Source organism: Alkalihalobacillus sp. R86527 (assembly GCF_042466185.1).
In the GTDB taxonomy this organism is placed as follows: Bacteria; Bacillota; Bacilli; order Bacillales; family Guptibacillaceae; genus Guptibacillus.
The window spans coordinates 1,893,254-1,911,961 of sequence record NZ_JAXHBW010000001.1 but is presented as its reverse complement, the minus strand read 5'-3'; the positions used below and the strand labels follow the sequence as shown (position 1 = coordinate 1,911,961).

At 39.8% G+C, this 18,708-nt stretch carries 15 protein-coding genes and 1 pseudogene; 14 read left to right on the top strand and 2 right to left on the bottom strand.

Translation table 11 applies throughout. The features are described from left to right. Positions 1-188: 188 nt before the first annotated feature. The 6 genes from ppc to SJY16_RS09745 all read left to right on the top strand — a co-directional run bounded on the left by ppc (position 189) and on the right by SJY16_RS09745 (position 8,156). Entirely contained in the window at positions 189-2,942 is a 2,754-nt protein-coding gene (ppc, locus tag SJY16_RS09770; RefSeq protein ID WP_377888968.1) for a phosphoenolpyruvate carboxylase, read from the top strand. A gap of 145 nt (positions 2,943-3,087) precedes the next feature. Continuing rightward, positions 3,088-3,906 (top strand): CAP domain-containing protein, encoded by an 819-nt coding sequence (locus SJY16_RS09765; RefSeq protein ID WP_377888967.1) that lies wholly within the window; start codon positions 3,088-3,090, stop codon positions 3,904-3,906. Positions 3,907-4,060: 154 nt separating this feature from the next. Then, entirely contained in the window at positions 4,061-5,431 is a 1,371-nt protein-coding gene (locus SJY16_RS09760) for an FAD-binding oxidoreductase (protein WP_377888966.1), read from the top strand. 72 nt (positions 5,432-5,503) lie between these two features. Then, positions 5,504-6,358: a 3-hydroxyacyl-CoA dehydrogenase family protein gene (locus tag SJY16_RS09755; RefSeq protein WP_377888965.1), complete on the top strand. Its 855-nt coding sequence runs from the start codon at positions 5,504-5,506 to the stop codon at positions 6,356-6,358. A 33-nt stretch (positions 6,359-6,391) separates the two neighbouring features. Continuing rightward, a complete protein-coding gene (locus tag SJY16_RS09750) occupies positions 6,392-7,582 on the top strand; it encodes a thiolase family protein (RefSeq protein WP_377888964.1) in 1,191 nt (396 codons plus the stop codon). Positions 7,583-7,676: 94 nt separating this feature from the next. Beyond that, a complete protein-coding gene (locus tag SJY16_RS09745; RefSeq protein WP_377888963.1) occupies positions 7,677-8,156 on the top strand; it encodes a GNAT family N-acetyltransferase in 480 nt (159 codons plus the stop codon). 98 nt (positions 8,157-8,254) lie between these two features. Here SJY16_RS09745 and SJY16_RS09740 read toward each other — a convergent pair whose 3' ends face one another. Next, entirely contained in the window at positions 8,255-8,707 is a 453-nt protein-coding gene (locus SJY16_RS09740; RefSeq protein ID WP_377888962.1) for an SRPBCC family protein, read from the bottom strand. A 157-nt stretch (positions 8,708-8,864) separates the two neighbouring features. Here SJY16_RS09740 and SJY16_RS09735 point away from each other — a divergent pair, with 157 nt between their 5' ends. The 3 genes and pseudogenes from SJY16_RS09735 (at position 8,865) to SJY16_RS09725 (ending at position 10,153) form a co-directional block, all read left to right on the top strand. Next, positions 8,865-9,059 carry a hypothetical protein gene (locus tag SJY16_RS09735; RefSeq protein WP_377888961.1) on the top strand — a complete coding sequence of 65 codons (195 nt, stop codon included), beginning with the start codon at positions 8,865-8,867 and terminating at the stop codon, positions 9,057-9,059. Between the two features lie 21 nt (positions 9,060-9,080). Continuing rightward, positions 9,081-9,329: pseudogene (locus tag SJY16_RS09730) on the top strand (OsmC family protein); the annotation flags it as partial. 113 nt (positions 9,330-9,442) lie between these two features. Next, positions 9,443-10,153: a FadR/GntR family transcriptional regulator gene (locus SJY16_RS09725; protein ID WP_377888960.1), complete on the top strand. Its 711-nt coding sequence runs from the start codon at positions 9,443-9,445 to the stop codon at positions 10,151-10,153. A 211-nt stretch (positions 10,154-10,364) separates the two neighbouring features. On the opposite strand, the gene SJY16_RS09720 is transcribed toward SJY16_RS09725, so the two are convergent. Then, positions 10,365-11,249 (bottom strand): LysR family transcriptional regulator, encoded by an 885-nt coding sequence (locus SJY16_RS09720; RefSeq protein WP_377888959.1) that lies wholly within the window; start codon positions 11,247-11,249, stop codon positions 10,365-10,367. Between the two features lie 171 nt (positions 11,250-11,420). Between SJY16_RS09720 and SJY16_RS09715 the strand changes: the two genes are divergently transcribed. The 5 genes from SJY16_RS09715 to SJY16_RS09695 all read left to right on the top strand — a co-directional run bounded on the left by SJY16_RS09715 (position 11,421) and on the right by SJY16_RS09695 (position 18,654). Then, positions 11,421-13,598 (top strand): malate synthase G, encoded by a 2,178-nt coding sequence (locus SJY16_RS09715; RefSeq protein ID WP_377888958.1) that lies wholly within the window; start codon positions 11,421-11,423, stop codon positions 13,596-13,598. Between the two features lie 109 nt (positions 13,599-13,707). Next, the gene (locus SJY16_RS09710; RefSeq protein WP_377888957.1) at positions 13,708-15,000 is read left to right on the top strand and encodes an FAD-binding oxidoreductase; all 1,293 of its coding nucleotides are present in this window, start codon (positions 13,708-13,710) and stop codon (positions 14,998-15,000) included. A gap of 1 nt (position 15,001) precedes the next feature. Further along, on the top strand, positions 15,002-16,384 hold the full coding sequence (locus tag SJY16_RS09705) for a (Fe-S)-binding protein (RefSeq protein WP_377888956.1): 1,383 nt from the start codon (positions 15,002-15,004) through the stop codon (positions 16,382-16,384). A 6-nt stretch (positions 16,385-16,390) separates the two neighbouring features. Beyond that, complete coding sequence (locus SJY16_RS09700) at positions 16,391-17,854, top strand: FAD-linked oxidase C-terminal domain-containing protein (RefSeq protein ID WP_377888955.1); 1,464 nt, start codon at positions 16,391-16,393, stop codon at positions 17,852-17,854. 20 nt (positions 17,855-17,874) lie between these two features. Then, a complete protein-coding gene (locus SJY16_RS09695) occupies positions 17,875-18,654 on the top strand; it encodes a fumarylacetoacetate hydrolase family protein (protein ID WP_377888954.1) in 780 nt (259 codons plus the stop codon). The last annotated feature ends 54 nt before the right edge of the window (positions 18,655-18,708 follow it).

Here is an 18,708-nt window from a genome sequence, read left to right as displayed (position 1 = left end):
TTTATTATAGATAAAATTTCAAAAAAGTTTGTATCCGCTTCCATTCCCTAGTTAGTGGTTACTACTGTACGCCTAATAACCTCTTACGTATTCTAAAGCGCGTGACAAAAATAAAATTTCTTGTATATAATAGAAATATTGAAATTATTTCAATATTCGAATTAAGATTTTAGAAAGGATGGTCGTTGATGACAAAACTAGATACAGCAAACCCTTCACAACAAAACCACCACGTTGCACTAAGGAGTGACATCAATATGTTAGGAAACTTACTAGGTGACGTTTTAGTGCAGCATGGCGGAGAACACCTTCTAGACACAGTAGAATCTATTCGTGAAAAAACAAAATCCATTAGACAAAATGCAAAAAGCGAAATAACGAAAGAACTAGAAGACACAATCCAAGGTCTACAATCTCCATTACGAAAACAAGTTATTCGAGCTTTTGCTTTGTATTTTCATCTAGTCAATATTGCAGAACAAAATCACCGGATTAGAAGACGAAGAGATTATCAAATGCTTGAAGAAAATCACTCTCAACCAGGTTCTATTCCACACGCGATTTCAACATTAAAACAAAACAACGTACCAGGAGAGCTTATTGAGGAGACACTACAATCAATATCGTTAGAACTAATCCTTACGGCTCACCCAACTGAAGCTACTCGAAGGTCTGTGCTTGAAATTCATAAGCGAATCGCTAATGCTCTTCGCGAAATGGACAACCCTCTCTTAACATCACGAGAAAAGATAAGTATTAAAGACTCGATTTATAATGAAATCACAACACTTTGGCAAACCGATGAGCTTCGTCATAAGAAGCCTACGGTTATAGATGAAGTCAATATGGGGCTATTCTATTTTGAAGAAACATTGTTCGATGTACTTCCAGAAATTCATGAAGAACTTGAGGAATGTTTAAAAGAACATTATCCAGAAGTCTCCTGGAACATCCCTAATATCCTCAATTTTGGATCATGGATTGGGGGAGATCGTGACGGGAATCCATATGTCACACCTGATGTTACATGGAAAACTCTCGAAAAACAGCGTGAAGTAGTTGTTTCAAAATACAAGCAATCCGTAAAAGACTTGATGAGGAAGTTAAGTCAGTCCTCAAATAGAGTGCCAATTTGTGGGGAATTGATCGCATCGATTGAAAAAGACGAAGAACAACTTCCACATGTTAAAAGGTGGGGAGTTCCTCACGAAGCATATCGAGTAAAACTTTCGTATGTTCTTGAGAAACTAGACAAAATTGGTACACCTATTGGTTATAAAGATGCAGAGGAATTTATTTACGATTTAAGGTTACTTGAGAATAGCTTACGTCAACATTACCCAGAAGGGTTTCACTTTGATGACCTTTATAAGATTATTCGACAAGCCAGCCTTTTCCGCTTCCACTTAGCAACGCTTGATATACGAAATCATAGTGGTAAACATGAGGGTGCCGTTAATGAATTATTGCAGCGTGTTACTATATTGAATGATTATTCCTCACTATCTGAAAGTGAAAAGGTTACCCTTCTTACCGAGGTTCTAGAAGATCCACGGCCCGTTCTATCGATTTACGAAGATTACACAAAAGAAACACAAGAAATTTTAGATATCTTCTCCATGATTAAGAAAGCTCACGAAGAATTTGGAAGTGAATCCATTTCAGTATACTTAATTAGTATGACCCAAACTGCAAGTGACCTTCTTGAAGTCCTTGTGCTGGCAAAAGAAGCTGGAATTTATCGTCTTCACTCAGATGGTAGGATTGAAAGTAACTTGAATGTTGCACCATTACTTGAAACAATCGATGACCTTAAAGCTGGAGCAGACACAATGGAAGAGCTATTTAATCTTGATGTTTATCAAAAACATCTTGAACAGCTAGGGAATCGTCAAGAAATTATGCTCGGTTATTCAGATGGTAGTAAAGATGGTGGCACATTAACAGCTAATTGGAAATTATATCAAGCTCAACAAGAAATCAGTCAAATTGCACAAGAACGAAAAATAAAGCTAAAGTTTTTCCATGGTAGAGGAGGCGCACTTGGCCGAGGTGGTGGTCCATTAAGGCGAAGCTTACTTTCTCAACCTCCTGAAACCTATACTGCTGGGGTGAAAATCACAGAGCAAGGGGAAGTCCTGTCATCCAGATACCTACTTTATGATATTGCCTACAGAAGTCTCGAGCAAGCGACTACTACTTTACTCTCAGCAGCAGTTTCTGGAATCAAAAAAGACTCAAGGCAAGAAAATTGGCAAAGAGTAATGGAACATATGTCAGACCTATCACTCGAGAAGTATCAATCGTTGGTCTTCAAAGACGAAGGGTTCTTGACATATTTTACAAATGGTACGCCATTGCCTGAATTAGGGGCGTTGAATATCGGCTCACGTCCTATGAGTAGAAAAGGAACCAATAGCTTTGACGATTTAAGAGCGATTCCATGGGTATTTGCTTGGACACAAAGCCGCCAACTTATGCCAGCATGGTATGCATCAGGTACTGGATTGAACCAGTTTGCCTCTACTTCAGAGGGACTTGACGAACTGAAACAAATGTATGAAAAATGGCCATTCTTTGCATCTCTAATCGACAACTTACAAATGGGCTTAATGAAAGCCGACTTACCAACAGCGGAGAAATATATGGCTTTAATTAAAGATGAGCAAGTCGCTACACGTATTTTTAACATGATTGTTGAAGAGTATCATCTAACGAAAAACATCATACTCACGATCACTGGACAAGATGAGTTACTCGACGGCACTCCCAACATTAAAGATTCCATTCGTCTTCGGAATCCATACGTAGACCCATTAAATTCTCTACAAGTAGAATTAATATCGAAATATCGAGCAAGCAACAGCTCAGATGATGAATTATTGAAAGAAATTCTTCTCACCATCAACGGCATTGCCGCCGGTCTAAGAAACACAGGTTGATTTAGAAACCTCTCTGCAATTAATGCAGAGGGGTTTTTTTTATTACTGGGTATTTCATAATGTTTTCTCGATTTTTACCACAAATACTTTCCTCTATTGATGAAAAACTAAGGAGGTAAGAAAAATTACACAAGGAGGGCAAAACATGTACAAAAAACTGATGCCGTTATTACTGCCAGGGTTATTATTACTCGGAGCATGTAATGCGAACGGTGATAATGATAAAAACGAAGCAATGAATATGAACTCAACAAGTGCACCAACTGAGGGGATTCAGCGAATTAATTCAGGTCAAATCACGATTGACCCTAACTCTTATAGTACCGAAACCCCTAGTAGTAAATTCCCACATGGGAAAATTGTTAAAAAAGGACAGTTCGAGTTCAAAGAAGCTATTCCTGGAATCGATCCAAGAGAATATCTTCCTGAAGGCTTTCCTGAGCAATATGGGATTGGTGGAGGAAATGAGCAAGCAAAGCAACGTGCTAAGGATGGGCAGAAGAACAACCAGGCTCAAAGTAATCAACAACCATCACAGGGTAATGAAAGTGGAAATGATACAAAGCAAGCAAAGCCTTCAGGTGAAATCAGTAAAGAAGTTCAGCAGGTTATCGATTTAACGAACAAAGAGAGAAGAAAGCAGGGCCTTTCTGATTTAAAAGCGTACACGAAATTAAGTGATGTCGCTCAAGAAAAGTCTCGTGATATGCAGAAGAAGAATTACTTCTCTCATACGAGTCCTACTTATGGATCTCCGTTCGATATGATGAGAGATTTTGGCGTTGATTTTAACACTGCCGGTGAAAACATCGCTCAAGGCCAGCAAACACCACAAGCAGTAGTAGATGCCTGGATGAAAAGTGAAGGGCACCGCAAAAACATCATGAACAAAAGTTTCACCCACATTGGAGTAGGTTTGGCACAAGATGGTCATTATTGGACCCAAATGTTTATAGGTAAATAAACAAAGAGTCAGGTACATCGTTATGTACCTGGCCTTTCTTTTTTCAACGTCATTCCCATTGTTCTTTAGCGACTTTTGCTTCATAATGGAAAAGTAATGGATAGTTATCTGAATAATAGTAATATTACATAAAAGATTGGAAGGTGTAGTCGCTTTGAATATTCAGGAGGTTCTTTCTGATCTACTAGAACCAGAACAAATAAGTACAAATGAAACGATTATCGATCAACATAGTAAAGATGAGTCTTATCATCCACCACACAATCCAGATGTTGTCGTGTTTCCAAAGAACGCTGATGACATTAGTAAAGTAGTAGCTGCCGCTAACAAGCACAGTTTTCCAATTGTTCCGTTTGGACTTGGTTCAAGTCTTGAAGGACACGTTATCCCATATCAAGGGGGGATATCGATCGACTTCCAGCTAATGAATCACATTATTGAAGTGCGTCCTGATGACTTTCTGGTCCGGGTACAGCCGGGCGTAACACGTTCACAGTTAAATAAAGAATTAAAGAAACATGGATTATTCTTTACGGTAGACCCTGGAGCGGATGCTACGATTGGCGGAATGACTGCAACAAATGCAAGTGGGACGACATCTGTAAGGTATGGGGTAATGCGTGACGTGGTTCGTGATATTGAAGTAGTGCTTGCTGATGGGCAAATCATCCATACCGGAAGCTTAACGGCTAAATCGTCTTCAGGATATCACCTCAATAGTCTTTTTGTTGGGTCTGAAGGAACGCTTGGTACATTCTCAGAAATCACACTAAAGGTTTACGGAATTCCTGAGACCATACTTGCAGGCAGAATCGTTTTTCCAACGATCGAAAATGCAGTGACAACAGTGACGAATATTCTACATGCTGGAATACCAGTAGCCAGAATGGAACTCGTCGATGCACGATCCATTCAACAGGTGAACAAAACAAACGAAACTGATTACTTAGAAAAGCCAACTGTTTTTATTGAGTTTCATGGGAATGAGGCAGGGTTAAAACAAGATGTCGCTTTTGCGGAGAGCATTGCTCAGGATAACGCATGCGATGAATTCATTTTTGAGCATGACTCTAAGAAGCGAGCACAGTTGTGGGAAGCACGCCATAACCTTGCCTATTCTTTCAGTCACGATTCTCCTGGTAAAAAAATGATGGTAACGGATGTTTGCGTCCCGATTTCCGAGTTAACTGGCGCCATTATTGATGCTCGGAAGGCAATAGAAGAATATGGATTAGATGGCGCATTAGTAGGCCATGTTGGAGATGGAAATTACCATGCTATCGTCATGCTAGATCCAGAAAATCCAACAGAGCTAGAAAGAGCAACTAAATTGAATCAACACCTCGTGCATTATGCCCTAGATAAAGGTGGAACTTGTACGGGAGAACACGGTGTAGGAACAGGTAAAATGAAATACCAACAAATGGAACACGGGTCGGCTTTCGAAATTATGCTAGGAATAAAGAAAACACTTGATCCAAAGGGAATTATGAATCCTGGAAAAATCTTTGAAATAAAACCCTAGTTAAGTAATCCGATTCGAATTATCATTTATACAAAAATTATTGAAAACGTTATCAAAAAGGGGTGGATCTTTTTGTCGATTAAGAAAATAGCAATTATTGGTTCTGGAACAATGGGGCGTGGGATAGCTTATTCAGCAGCTATTTCGGGATTATCGGTTAACATTCAAGATATAAATGAAGCTTCGTTAGAAGATGCTAGAGCTTATCACAAAAAAGAATTTGACCGTGCAATAAAAAAAGAAATATTAACGAGAGAAGCAGCAAATAAATCGTTTGAGTCAATCACATACACCACAGAAATGAATGATGCAGTAAACGATCGCGACCTAGTAATCGAGGCAGTTCTTGAAATTATGGAACTGAAAACAAGTATCTTTAAACAGCTTGATGATTTGACACCTAAGCATACGATTCTTGCCACGAACACATCGACGATGTCACCAACCGAAATTGCTGCACAAACGGACCGACCTGATAAATGCATAGCACTCCACTTCTTTAATCCTGTACCTCGTATGAAGCTAATTGAAGTTATTTGTGGGTTAGAAACATCGGAGGAAACAATTCAAAAAGCATTTGAATTTGGAGAATCAATTGGGAAAGAATGCGTGAAGATCAATGAATTTCCTGGCTTTGCTGTAAGTCGAATGAACTGTTTGATTGGAAATGAAGCAATGAATATGGTGATGGAAGGTGTGGGATCGCCAGAAGACATCGATAAGGCGATGAAGTTAGGTTTAAATCATCCAATGGGACCTCTAGAACTCGCTGATTTAGTCGGGCTTGATACAAGGCTCCGGAACATGCAGTACCTCTATGAAACATTAGGTGAGAAATATAGACCTTGTCCGATATTAACAAAGTATGTCAAAGCAGGACATCTTGGTAAGAAAAGTGGGAAAGGCTTCTATACATATTCAAAGTAATTCGTCTTTATATAACATGGGGGAGGAACTATAATGAACGAAAGTATCGTGATTGTTGAGGCAGTAAGAACACCTGTGGGGCGGTACGGTGGGGCTTTGAAAGACCTTAACTCAGGAGAACTAGCCGCTATTGCTATCAAGGAAACGGTTAAGAGGGCTGGGATTTCGCCTGAATTTGTTGATGAAGTTATTTTAGGTGAAGTTAGGCAAACAACAGAATCCTCAAATGTTGCTAGGGTGGCTGGATTACGTGCAGGTATTTCTGAATCTGCACCTGGATTCACTATTAATAGACTCTGTGCGTCAGGAATGCAAGCTATAGCATCAGCCGTTCAACAAGTGCAAACTGGTCAAGCAGAGATTGTGGTAGCTGGTGGAACTGAAAGCTTGAGCAATGCACCGATTTATCTACGAAACAGCAGATTTGGGGGAGACAAGACTCAATTGGTTGATTCCAACACTGAAGCTGGACAGCAGCCAATCGAACTATTTGGGTCTCATCTTGGAATGGGAATAACAGCAGAAAACGTTGCAGCTCGATATCAAATTTCTAGGGAAGACCAGGATCTCTTTGCTGCGGAAAGTCAGAGAAGAGCTGCTGCTGCTATAGAAATAGGGAATTTCAATGAGGAGATAACAACTGTTGAGATTAAATCAAAGCGAAATTCTTATACATTTGATACAGATGAGCACCCTAGACCCGGAACAACATTCGAGAAGCTCTCTAACTTGAAACCAGTTTTCAAGGAAAACGGTTCAGTGACCGCTGGGAATGCATGCGGAAGGAATGATGGAGCCGTTTCAATGCTTATCATGAGTGAAGAAAAAGCCAAACAGTTGAATGTACAACCACTTGCACGAGTTGTCGATTGGACAACTTCTGGCGTATCACCTGAGATAATGGGAGTAGGTCCAATACCTGCCGTTAAAAAGCTTCTCGAAAAGAGTGGTATTTCGCTCGAAGAAGTAGGATTGATTGAACTAAACGAAGCATTTGCTGCTCAGGCACTAGCTGTAATAAGAGAACTTAACCTTGATGTAAACAAAGTGAATGTCAATGGTGGTGCGATTGCACTTGGTCATCCTCTCGGAGCTACCGGCGCTAGAATCCTAACGTCATTAATGTATGAAATGAAGCGAAGAAATGAACGTTTTGGAATCGCGACTTTATGTGTTGGTGGTGGACAAGGTATGGCTATGCTTGTTGAAAATATGAATGTGTGATCCAATACAAAAGACAGTGCAACCTTCGCACTGTCTTTTGTATTAAGCTTCTTATTTAAATATGGCCTAAGTAAAAGTGTTAGGAGGAACCTTTATGAACATTAGAAAATTCAATGAAGAAGATATCATTCCAGTTATCGATTTATTCTATGACACTGTGCATGCTATCAATAAGTTCGATTATTCGCAGAAACAACTAGTAGCATGGGCGAACCCTTTGGAAAGAGAACAAAGACATGTGGAATGGCTAAAAACGCTTTGCTCACACTATACACTCGTTGCTGAGCATCATAAACAAATCATTGGGTTCATAGACCTAACAACTAATGGGGTTTTAGATCGCCTTTATGTTCACAAAAATTTCCAAAGACAAAAGGTTGCGTCCTCACTCTTTGAAGAGGTAGTTAAACATGCGAATCGACTAGGACTTCATAGAATTATGACTGAGGCAAGCATCACCGCGAAACCCTTTTTCGAAAAGCAGGGGTTTCAGCAAGTGAAAGAGCAAGAAATTGAGAAAAGTGGAATTATCATGAACAACTACTTAATGGTATTGGATATTACAAATAGCTGACTATTCAAGTCTTTACCATAAAGTACGTTATGCCCCTCGATACAATGAACGTAAGGATAAGTTCACTAGATAACCAAAGAAAAATGATACTCTAACTGCTATTCACGATTTTCTGATACTCGTTTCACTCTGGTCAAAAATTCGTTTACCACTTTCTCGCCAGACAGTACGACGAACGGTTTAATGTACCATTTCAAAGGTTCATTAAACCCTGTGTACCGTAGCGTTGTAACATCTTCAGATTGTTTAAACAATTCATAAGTACCTTGAATATCAAACATCCCACCGAGGTTAAATGCAATCGTTAGCTTCTTCTCGTCCACTTTGTTCATGTATTCTAACGTATGTACGTCATATTCCATCACGCGTTTTCCTTCACGATATTTTTGCCTCGAAATACTTCCTACGCCTTCATCAGTTACTTTAACAGGTGTATTATCTACTACGTTTGGCATGATTTTTTGCATATTCTCTAATGACCCATCTAAATACCCCCATACTACCTCGATCGGCGCATGAATATCGATTGATTGATCCCATTTTTTAGGCATTTGAATACCTCCTTTGATTCTCTATTTCATTTTATTCTTTTCAATCCACTTGTCTTCCTTCTTCTTTAATATATAAAGTGAGGAGGATTCAACAAATCGTTTAACGAAACACATACAGTGGAAAAGGGTAATGAATGGAAATATTAGGAGGGGTAGAGTGAGTAAACCGATCGAAATATCAAATATTCGAATCGAACAAGACAAGGGCAAGAATCGTCGTGCGTACATTGCAAACTTTGAAGAACCTGTGCAATATGGTGTTCACGGTGGCGTGAAAGATTTTTATAACGTCTCTGTTGAAGAAGAACACCCTTCTACGTTAGACCATATTGTAGCAGCTGCCGGTGGCTGACTAACCGGTACATTATCAGGTGCGCTGGAAGCGCGCCAAATACCAACGTTTCCTAACAAATTATCCGGTCAATTCGAAGGATTAATTGAAGCGCCTGATGGCGTATTGAAAATAACGAAAATCAATTGTACATACAACCTTGTTATTCCACAAGGGAAAAGGGACGCTGCAGAACGAGCATTATCCGTTTTTGAACGTGGTTGTCCTGTAGCTCAAACCTTAAAAGGTTGTGTGGAGTTCGAACATCAGTGGGAAATTACAGAAGAATAGAAGAATCAAACCCGATGGGCAGCAACCTCATCGGGTTTTTACATACAGATTTTCAAAAGATTCTGATAAAATGAACGTAAGCAATTAAAATCATATGTTGTAAGGGGTGTAAAATGTCCTACGAACAAATAAAACGTCGTAAAATCTATGAAGAAATTGCCGATCAGCTCTTAGAGAAAATTAAAAGTGGAAACCTTTCACCTGGAGAGAAATTAGCTTCTGTTCAAATGTTAGCAGAACAGTTTCAAGTTGGCAGATCTGCTGTTAGAGAAGCATTAAGCGCTCTTCGTGCGATGGGACTTATTGAAATGAGGCAGGGGGAAGGAACGTATGTGAAACAATTCGACCCTGCAAGCCTTAGCCATTCTCTCTCTTATAACGGAATATTAATGAAGAAGGAAGATATTACTGACTTATTAGAAGTTCGAAAAGTAATTGAAACTGGATGTGCGGCAAGTGCTGCTTTAAAGCGTTCTGTAAAGGATCTTGAAGAGATGCAACATGCTCTAAATGAGATGGAAAAAGCAGTGTTAAACCATGAACTTGGGGAACAAGCTGACTTCCAATTTCACTTGGCCATTACGTCAGCATCACATAACAAAATTCTAGTAGAGCTTATGAGTCATGTTTCTAAATTAATGTATGATTCGATAAGAGAGATAAGGAAGATATCTTTATATTCTGAAGCCGTCATCTTAGAAAAACTTTTTGAAGAACACAAGCGTATCTTTACCGCAATTGAAAGAAAAGATTCTTTAGAAGCTCAACGTGCTATGCTAGATCATTTGAATGCTGTGGAATCAGTTCTACTCAAATACTCCTAAGACTTCTTGCTTGTTTTCAGAAAATTTAAAAATATATATTGAGTATTGGAAATTTTCTACCTATAATGGAAAGTACAATCGAAGTCATCAGATGACCTGATAACTCTCCAGACAAAGAAATCAGGCTTCTCTGTTTATTACTTGCATTGATGACATACTAGATTAATCTCGTTATCCATCAGTTAAATCATTTCTTCAGATCTAATATGATTCAAGTTTCATCTATAGGGTGAGCTAGCTTAATAAATTCCCGTACTGCAAAGGATAAGTACTTATCCTTCTTCCAAATTAATCCTAGTTCGAGGCTTACTTCAGAATTGGTAATTTGAAGGGCGGTGATAAATGGATTTTGGATACTCATTACAACTTTATCAGGTAGCAATGCAACACCTAGCTTTGCTTCTACCATTTCAATCATGAAATCTTTTTGAGAGCTTTGACAGACGATGTTTGGATAATATCCATACTTACTACAAGCTTCGATGATTCTGTCATGGAGGGTGAAATCTTCACGGTACATGATAAAGGGTTCTTTTTCCAAGTCAGATAGTGTCACCTTATTCAATCTACTAAGATGGTGATCAGCATGTACGATCAGCATTAAAGGATCTTTAATTACAGGAAGTATCTCAAAGTTCGCCTTTTGCACAGGGAGATTACAAACCATTCCTACATCTAACGAACCATCTTCTACACCTTGCTTGATTTTTTTCGAGCCCACTTCAGTTAAAAGAATCGTAACACTTGGATATAACTCTTTAAAACGGCTAATCAGCTTAGAAAAAAACGCTGCTCCAATTATAGGTGGAATGCCGATTTTTATTTGCCCTTTTTTAATAGCCGTGATATCTGATAGCTCATCCGTCATATTATCAAATGCTTGAAGGACTTTTTTCGCATTGATAAGAACTGCATGTCCTGCATCCGTTAGCTCTAACTGCTTAGAACGGTAGAAGAGTGGAACACCCAACTCCTCTTCTATTTGCTTAATTGATTTACTTATAGAAGGTTGTGAAACGTGTAAAGTAGATGCAGCTTTGGTGAAGCTCAGCTGTCTTGCAACTTCAGTGAAGTATTCAAGGTGACGAATTTCCATAGTACCACTCCTGTGATAGTAGAATAATAATCTCACGCCTTATAACCACAACGAATATGTAACATTCCAAATATGTATTATATAAAAGGTACCTTCTATTATAAGATATTACATAACTATAGGACAGTTCAGATTTACTCGAAGCTGCAACACATTGGAGGAAAATAGCTTATGAAAGATTATATTCAAGAAGAATATCTACAGGTAGCTAACGAGCTCTATGAATTTATTAATCATGATGTACTACCTCAAAGCGGCGTCTCAAAAGAACAGTTTTGGAACGGGTTAGGAGACATAGTTCAAGATCTCGCTCCAAAGAACAAAGAATTGCTAAATAAGCGTGACGACTTTCAGAAACGCTTGGACACTTGGCACCAATCACATGAAACATATGAACTTGAAGAATATAAGGCAATGCTAAAAGAACTGAATTATCTTGAACCTGAAGTGAATGACTTTCAGATTACCACTCAGAATGTTGATGAAGAGATTGCTAACCAGGCAGGTCCTCAGCTAGTCGTTCCAGTCAATAACGGAAGATATGCAATCAACGCGGCAAATGCAAGATGGGGCAGTCTTTATGATGCATTATATGGAACTGATGTTATTAGTGAAGAAGAAGGCGCTGGACGTAAAAGTGAGTATAACCCGATAAGAGGGGCTAAAGTGGTTTCTTATGCCAAAAGCGTTTTAGATAAAATAGTTCCTCTAAAAGGCATCAGCCATAGCGAAGTAAGCTCATATTTCATAGATAACGGAGAGCTAAAAACTCGTTTTAAAGAAAACAATGAAAGCGTTTTAACAAATTCGAATCAATTTGCAGGTTATCAAGGGGATAGCGCTAATCCAAGTGCGATCCTGCTTAAAAACAATGGCATTCATCTTGAAATACAAATTGACCGTAATCATCCGATTGGTTCAAATGACCACGCCGGAATAAAAGATGTGTTCGTTGAATCTGCATTAACAACAATTATGGATTTTGAGGACTCCGTTGCAGCTGTAGATGCAGAAGATAAGGTCGGTGTGTATCGTAATTTCCTAGGGCTAATCAAAGGAGATCTATCTGCTTCATTTACGAAAGGTTCTAAGAAGGTAGCTAGAACATTGAATCAAGATCGAGAGTACAAGACTTCCAATGGTGAACGTTTCTCTATACCAGGCCGATCTCTAATGTTCGCACGAAATGTTGGTCACCTCATGACCACAAATGCGGTTTTAGACAGGGATGGAAACGAAATTCCTGAAGGCATCCTCGACACGGTTATTACCGGACTAATCGCAAAGCATGATGTGTTAGGGAACGGGAAGTATCAAAATTCCAAAAAAGGTTCCATCTACATTGTAAAACCTAAAATGCATGGTTCAAAAGAAGTCGCTTTTGCAAATGAATTGTTTAATAAAACGGAAGATCTTCTTGAACTAGAACGGAATACGATGAAAATAGGGGTAATGGACGAAGAGCGTAGAACATCGCTAAACCTTCGAAACTGTATTAAAGAAGTAAGTGAACGCATTGTCTTTATCAATACTGGATTCCTTGATCGTACCGGGGATGAAATCCATACTTCGATGCAAGCTGGCCCAGTTATTCGAAAACAAAACATGAAAAACTCTGTTTGGCTTCAAAGCTATGAAAAATCTAATGTACAACAAGGTCTAAAAACAGGTTTCACTGGGGTCGCTCAAATTGGTAAAGGGATGTGGGCAATGCCTGACCTAATGGCTGACATGTTAGCTCAAAAGGGAAGCCAACTCAATGCTGGAGCCAATACCGCATGGGTGCCGTCTCCTACTGCGGCAACATTACATGCCCTACATTACCATGAAGTGAATGTCCCTTCCGTACAAACTGAGTTGGCAAAAAAAGCAGCAAATTATCAAGATGACATTCTACAAATTCCAGTAGTGGAAGAGACAAAGTGGAGTGAGAAGGAAATACAAGAAGAGCTTGATAACAACGCACAGGGTATTCTTGGTTACGTTGTCCGCTGGGTTGAACATGGAGTTGGATGCTCTAAAGTCCCTGATATTCATAATGTTGATTTAATGGAAGATCGTGCAACACTTAGAATTTCTAGTCAGCATATGGCTAACTGGTTACACAAGGGTATTTGCTCCGAAGATCAGGTTATGGAAACAATGAAGCGTATGGCTAAAGTGGTCGATAAGCAAAATGCGAACGACCCGGATTATCGTCCAATGGCTAGTAATTACGATGAATCGATCGCTTTCAAAGCTGCTTGTGACTTAGTATTTAAAGGCGTTCATCAACCGAACGGATATACTGAGCCAATTCTGCACAAAAGAAGACAAGAAGCAAAATCCAAGATTCCAGCAAATAACTAAAATCACATTGCAAAAGTAGCACTTGCTACTTTTGCATCCTTTTTTACCTGTTGTTTTTTGAATATTCTTTTTAATGTTGAGCCGTTTGAAACAAAAGGAGGGAGAGCGTTTGGACAAGCCCTTGCTTGATCGACATACACTTTCGATCGAGGAATCTGCTGCTAAGTTTAGTAATTGGAACGCTAATGTCTTTTCTCCTACTTCTGAAGAAGAAGTAATTAAGACTGTACGTGCTGCTAATGAAAAGGGACAAAAAATAACGCTTGTTAGCGGAGGGACAAAATTAGGATATGGAGGAGTGAAATCAAATTATGATCTTACCCTTTCACTTCGCGAGCTAAGTGGCATTGTCGAACATACTGTAGGCGATATGACAGTAACAGTTAAGCCCGGCACATCGATGAAAGAGCTTCAGGACTACTTACGAAAACATGACCAGATGGTAGCCCTAGATCCTTCTTGGCCTGCCCAAGCGACAATAGGAGGGGTCGTGGCATCGAATGACAGTGGCCCTAAGCGCTTGAAATACGGCTCTGCTCGGGACCATGTTATCGGGATGAGGATTGTTTATCCTAATGGGAAAATAATTCGTACCGGGGGGAAAGTCGTCAAAAATGTTGCAGGGTACGATATGAATAAACTATTCGTCGGATCTATGGGGACACTTGGTGTCATTACGGAGATCACATTAAAATTAAGACCTCTCCCTAAATGTGAAAACCTTATCATGTTAACAGTGAGAGAAGAAGCACTGGATGATTTACTAGTTTTCAAGAAACGGATACAAGATTCGATGATAGAACCTGTATCACTAGAAATACTATCTCCCGCTCTTTCAAAAAGACTTTTTAACGAAGATGGCTATTCTCTTTTACTGGCACTTGAAGATGTTGAAAAATCGGTTGCATTTCAGAAAAGGTGGGTCAAAGAAAATAAACCCGCTGGCGTTGTGATGTCCATTATTTCAGAAGCAAGAGAAATGTGGAATACAATTTCAAATTTTCATCCTAATTCACTCTCTGATCGTGATCACACGACAACTCGATCAGTAATGAAAATTGGCACAAAGAACTTGGACGTTTTCTCCATTCTATCTGAAACTACTCGCATTCAGCATGAAGGTAGAATAAGTGTTGAAGCTCACGGAGGAGCGGGACACGGGATAACGACTGTTTCACTTAAAGGAGATGCTGAAGCTGTCATTGAAACCATCCAACACCTTCAAACTTACGCAATGTCAATGAAAGGATATGGAATAGTAAAACACCTACCTTTTTCATTAAGACACCGAGTAAACGTATGGGGTGACAAACCTAGTTACTTTAAACTCTTTGAAGGGATCAAACAAAGTAATGACCCTAAGAATACGTTGAATGAAAAGCGGTACATAGGAGGGTTATAACATGACTGTTAAAGAGAAGGAATTGTCTACTGAATCTCCGCCATGTGCCACAAACAAGCTAAGTAATTACTTATGGGAGGATCACCCTGATGAAAATAAATGGGCCGATTGTGTCCACTGTGGTATGTGTCTTGAATCCTGTCCCACCTATTTAGAAACTGGCCAGGAACAGCATTCCCCGCGAGGTAGAGTCCACCTGATAAAGTCTGTTGCAGATGGAAAGCTTGAAGTAAATGAACAATTTATGGATCCAGTTTTTCAGTGTCTAGACTGCCGGGCGTGTACGACGGCTTGTCCTGCAGACGTAGATGTTGGTGGGTTGATTGAAGAAGCACGCGGACAGATTCGTCAGGCGATGCCATTATCAGGGGTAAAAGGAGTCGTAAGTAATTTCTTCTTGAAAGGACTATTCCCACATCCTAATCGACTACAGGCAGCAGGGGGGGTATTGAAGTTCTATCAAAAAAGTGGGTTGCAGAAGGTCATCCGCTCCACTGGTGCCCTTCGTATCATGCCAAAACATCTCGCTGATATGGAAGCAATCATGCCTGAAATAACAACCTCTGTACACAAAAAATATAAAGACGTCGAGGTTATACCTGCTAAGGGAACTTCAAAAGCTCAGGTGGCTATGCTTAAAGGTTGCATTATGGATGTGATGTTTAGCGATATCAATGAATCTACAATTAATGTTCTAACCCATAATGGAAACGATGTTGCCCTACCCCAAAGACAAACTTGTTGTGGAGCCCTTCATGTTCATGCAGGGGACAGGGCGACAGGTAAGAAACTAGCAAAACAAAATATTGAAGCTTTCGAAGATGCGGAGAAGATCATCGTGAATGCTGCAGGATGCGGGTGTGCTCTCAAAGAGTACCCTGAACTCCTACGGAATGATCCTGAATGGAAAGAAAGAGCTGAGACATTCTCTATGAAGGTAGAAGATATTTCAAAGTACCTCTATGATAGCGGATATGAAAAACCGCATAGCTCGATCAATAAACGTGTGACCTATCATGATGCCTGTCATTTAGCTCACGGTCAAAATGTCCGTCATGAGCCTAGACAATTACTAAGGGATATTCCAGGTGTAACTCTTGTGGAGCAACCAAATGCGGATACGTGCTGTGGTAGTGCAGGAATCTACAATATCACTAACCCTGAAATGGCTTCTGCTGTTCTTGATAGAAAGATGGAGAATGTACCTGATGATGTTGATATGATTTCGATGGGGAATCCCGGCTGTATGCTACAGATGGCGATGGGAGTACAAAAGAATGGGCGCGGTGGTAAGATCGTGCACACTGTTCAACTATTAGATTGGGCGTACCAGGAAGATGACAAGAAGCTCTCTGATGCTACAGCAAATGCCAGGAAGGAGTAATTCAGCATGTTTTTGGCAAAAAAGAAAAAACGTCCAGTCGATCGTCACATCAAGAACCTGACTAATATAGTTGGTGCAAAATCAATCTTATTTCATAAAGAAGATCTATTGTCTTATGACTGTGATGGATTCACGATTCATAAAGCACTTCCAAAGGCAGTGATCTTTCCGAAAAACACTGAAGAAGTAGCCGCAGCAGTGACATACTGTGATACACACAACATCCCTTTTTTAGCTAGAGGAGCCGGCACAGGGTTAAGCGGAGGCGCCATCCCTTTAAATGAAGAAGTAATCATCAGCTTAGTAAAGATGAAAAACTTACTGAGTGTTGATTATGAAAACAGACAAGCAGTCGTGCAACCCGGTTATGTCAATTTGAAACTAACAAATTCAATTTCGTCAAAAGGGTATTATTATGCACCAGACCCATCGAGTCAGTATGTATGTACAATTGGTGGAAACGTTGCTGAAAACGCCGGAGGAGCCCACTGTCTCAAATATGGCGTAACAACAAATCATATTCTTGGACTTGAACTCGTCCTCCCAAATGGGGAGATTGTGGAGATCAGTGAGGGTGGGGTACCGGATATGCCCGGTTACGATTTACTTGGAATCCTTACTGGTTCAGAAGGCACGTTAGGAATTGTCACTAAAATCACTGTTCGTATTCTAAGGAGTCCAGAAGGAAAGAAAACGGTACTCGCATATTTTGATCGGGTGGAAGATGGAAGCCATGCTGTTTCTGATATTATTTCTGCCGGAATTATTCCTGCCGCTCTCGAAATGATGGATCAAACTGCTATCGAAGGGGTGGAGGCCGGTGCATTTCCAGTAGGACACCCTGATGATATAGAAGCACTACTATTAATCGAAGTGGACGGAATTATCGAAGGAATCGATGAACAAATCGAGCAAATATTATCCGTCTGTCGAAACCACAACGTTAGAGATGTAAAGGTAGCAAGAGACGAAGAAGAGCGCGGACGATGGTGGGCAAATCGCAAAACTGGTTTTGGAGCCATGGGCGCAATATCACCTGACTATTTAGTTCAGGATGGCGTGATTCCTAGAAGTTCACTACCTGAAGTACTTCAAAACATTAAGGATATTAGTAAAGAATATAACCTTCGGATTGCAAACATATTTCATGCAGGCGATGGAAACCTTCACCCATTAATCTTATTTGACTCTAGAATTGAAGGAGAAACTGAAAAAGCCTTACAAGCTGGAACAGCCTGTTTGAAAGCTTGTGCAGATGTTGGCGGTTCCATTACAGGTGAACACGGTGTGGGTATCGAGAAAAAAGAAGAAATGCGATTTGTTTTTACAGATGATGAGCTTGATGCTCAAACAGCTATTCGTGACGTATTTAATCCAAAGGATTTACTCAATAAAGGAAAACTCTTCCCAACACCTAGTCGATGTATGGATATAAAGAAAATAATCAAAGAGACGGCTGCAGCACACTAAAATCATGAAGGAGTGGGACTATGAAATTCGCTAGATTTACGTATAAAAACAAAACGTCATTTGGAATTGTAGAAGATAACAGATTAAAGGTAATAGTGGGAGATCCTTTTGAAAAGTGGAGTTATTCTGGAGAGCAAGTTTCAATTGATGAAGTCAAATTACTTTCACCTGTAGCTCCCAAAAAGATTATTGGGATAGGTGCCAACTACGTAGAAAAGAAAGAGTTAGTTCCGTCTCAACTTCCTGAAATACCTGTTTTCTTTTTGAAGCCTTCATCATCAGTCATAGGACCTGAAACCCCTGTGTCATTACCAGAAGGTCTTGATGAAATTAAATTCGAGTCAGAGCTCGCCATCGTTATCGGGAAGGAAGCCAAAAATGTTGAAAAAGAAGATGTCCTAGATCACATCTTCGGGTACACAATAGGGAACGACGTAACAGCACCCCAATACTTTCATTCAGATGGTCACTGGACACTAGGTAAAGCTTTCGATACCTTCACGCCACTTGGTCCAGTTATAGAAACTGAACTTGATCCTTCAAGCGTGTTTGTAAAAGCGGATGTGAATGGTGAGCAAAAGCAAAATAGTCCAACTGAATGCATGATCGTTCCATTAAGAGAAATGGTTTCTTATCTATCAAAAGTAATGACTTTACATACTGGTGATGTCATTCTGACCGGAAGTCCACTTGGCGCGCATTTTGTAAAACATGGGGATGTGGTCAAATGTCATATTGACGAAATAGGATCCTTAACCAATAGCATTACGCGCTCAAAATCCACAGTTAACGTTCAATAATAATTTACTGAACTTTACACATAAAGAGGTTTAGGCGACTATCAAGCGACACAA

Bases quoted from the DNA above. Each gene is read 5' to 3' on its own strand.
- ppc (WP_377888968.1), top strand. From the start codon at position 189: ATGACAAAACTAGATACAGCAAACCCTTCACAACAAAACCACCACGTT.
- SJY16_RS09765 (WP_377888967.1), top strand. From the start codon at position 3,088: ATGTACAAAAAACTGATGCCGTTATTACTGCCAGGGTTATTATTACTC.
- SJY16_RS09750 (WP_377888964.1), top strand. From the start codon at position 6,392: ATGAACGAAAGTATCGTGATTGTTGAGGCAGTAAGAACACCTGTGGGG.
- SJY16_RS09745 (WP_377888963.1), top strand. From the start codon at position 7,677: ATGAACATTAGAAAATTCAATGAAGAAGATATCATTCCAGTTATCGAT.
- SJY16_RS09740 (WP_377888962.1), bottom strand. From the start codon at position 8,707: ATGCCTAAAAAATGGGATCAATCAATCGATATTCATGCGCCGATCGAG.
- SJY16_RS09725 (WP_377888960.1), top strand. From the start codon at position 9,443: ATGTCCTACGAACAAATAAAACGTCGTAAAATCTATGAAGAAATTGCC.
- SJY16_RS09720 (WP_377888959.1), bottom strand. From the start codon at position 11,249: ATGGAAATTCGTCACCTTGAATACTTCACTGAAGTTGCAAGACAGCTG.
- SJY16_RS09715 (WP_377888958.1), top strand. From the start codon at position 11,421: ATGAAAGATTATATTCAAGAAGAATATCTACAGGTAGCTAACGAGCTC.
- SJY16_RS09705 (WP_377888956.1), top strand. From the start codon at position 15,002: ATGACTGTTAAAGAGAAGGAATTGTCTACTGAATCTCCGCCATGTGCC.
- SJY16_RS09700 (WP_377888955.1), top strand. From the start codon at position 16,391: ATGTTTTTGGCAAAAAAGAAAAAACGTCCAGTCGATCGTCACATCAAG.
- SJY16_RS09695 (WP_377888954.1), top strand. From the start codon at position 17,875: ATGAAATTCGCTAGATTTACGTATAAAAACAAAACGTCATTTGGAATT.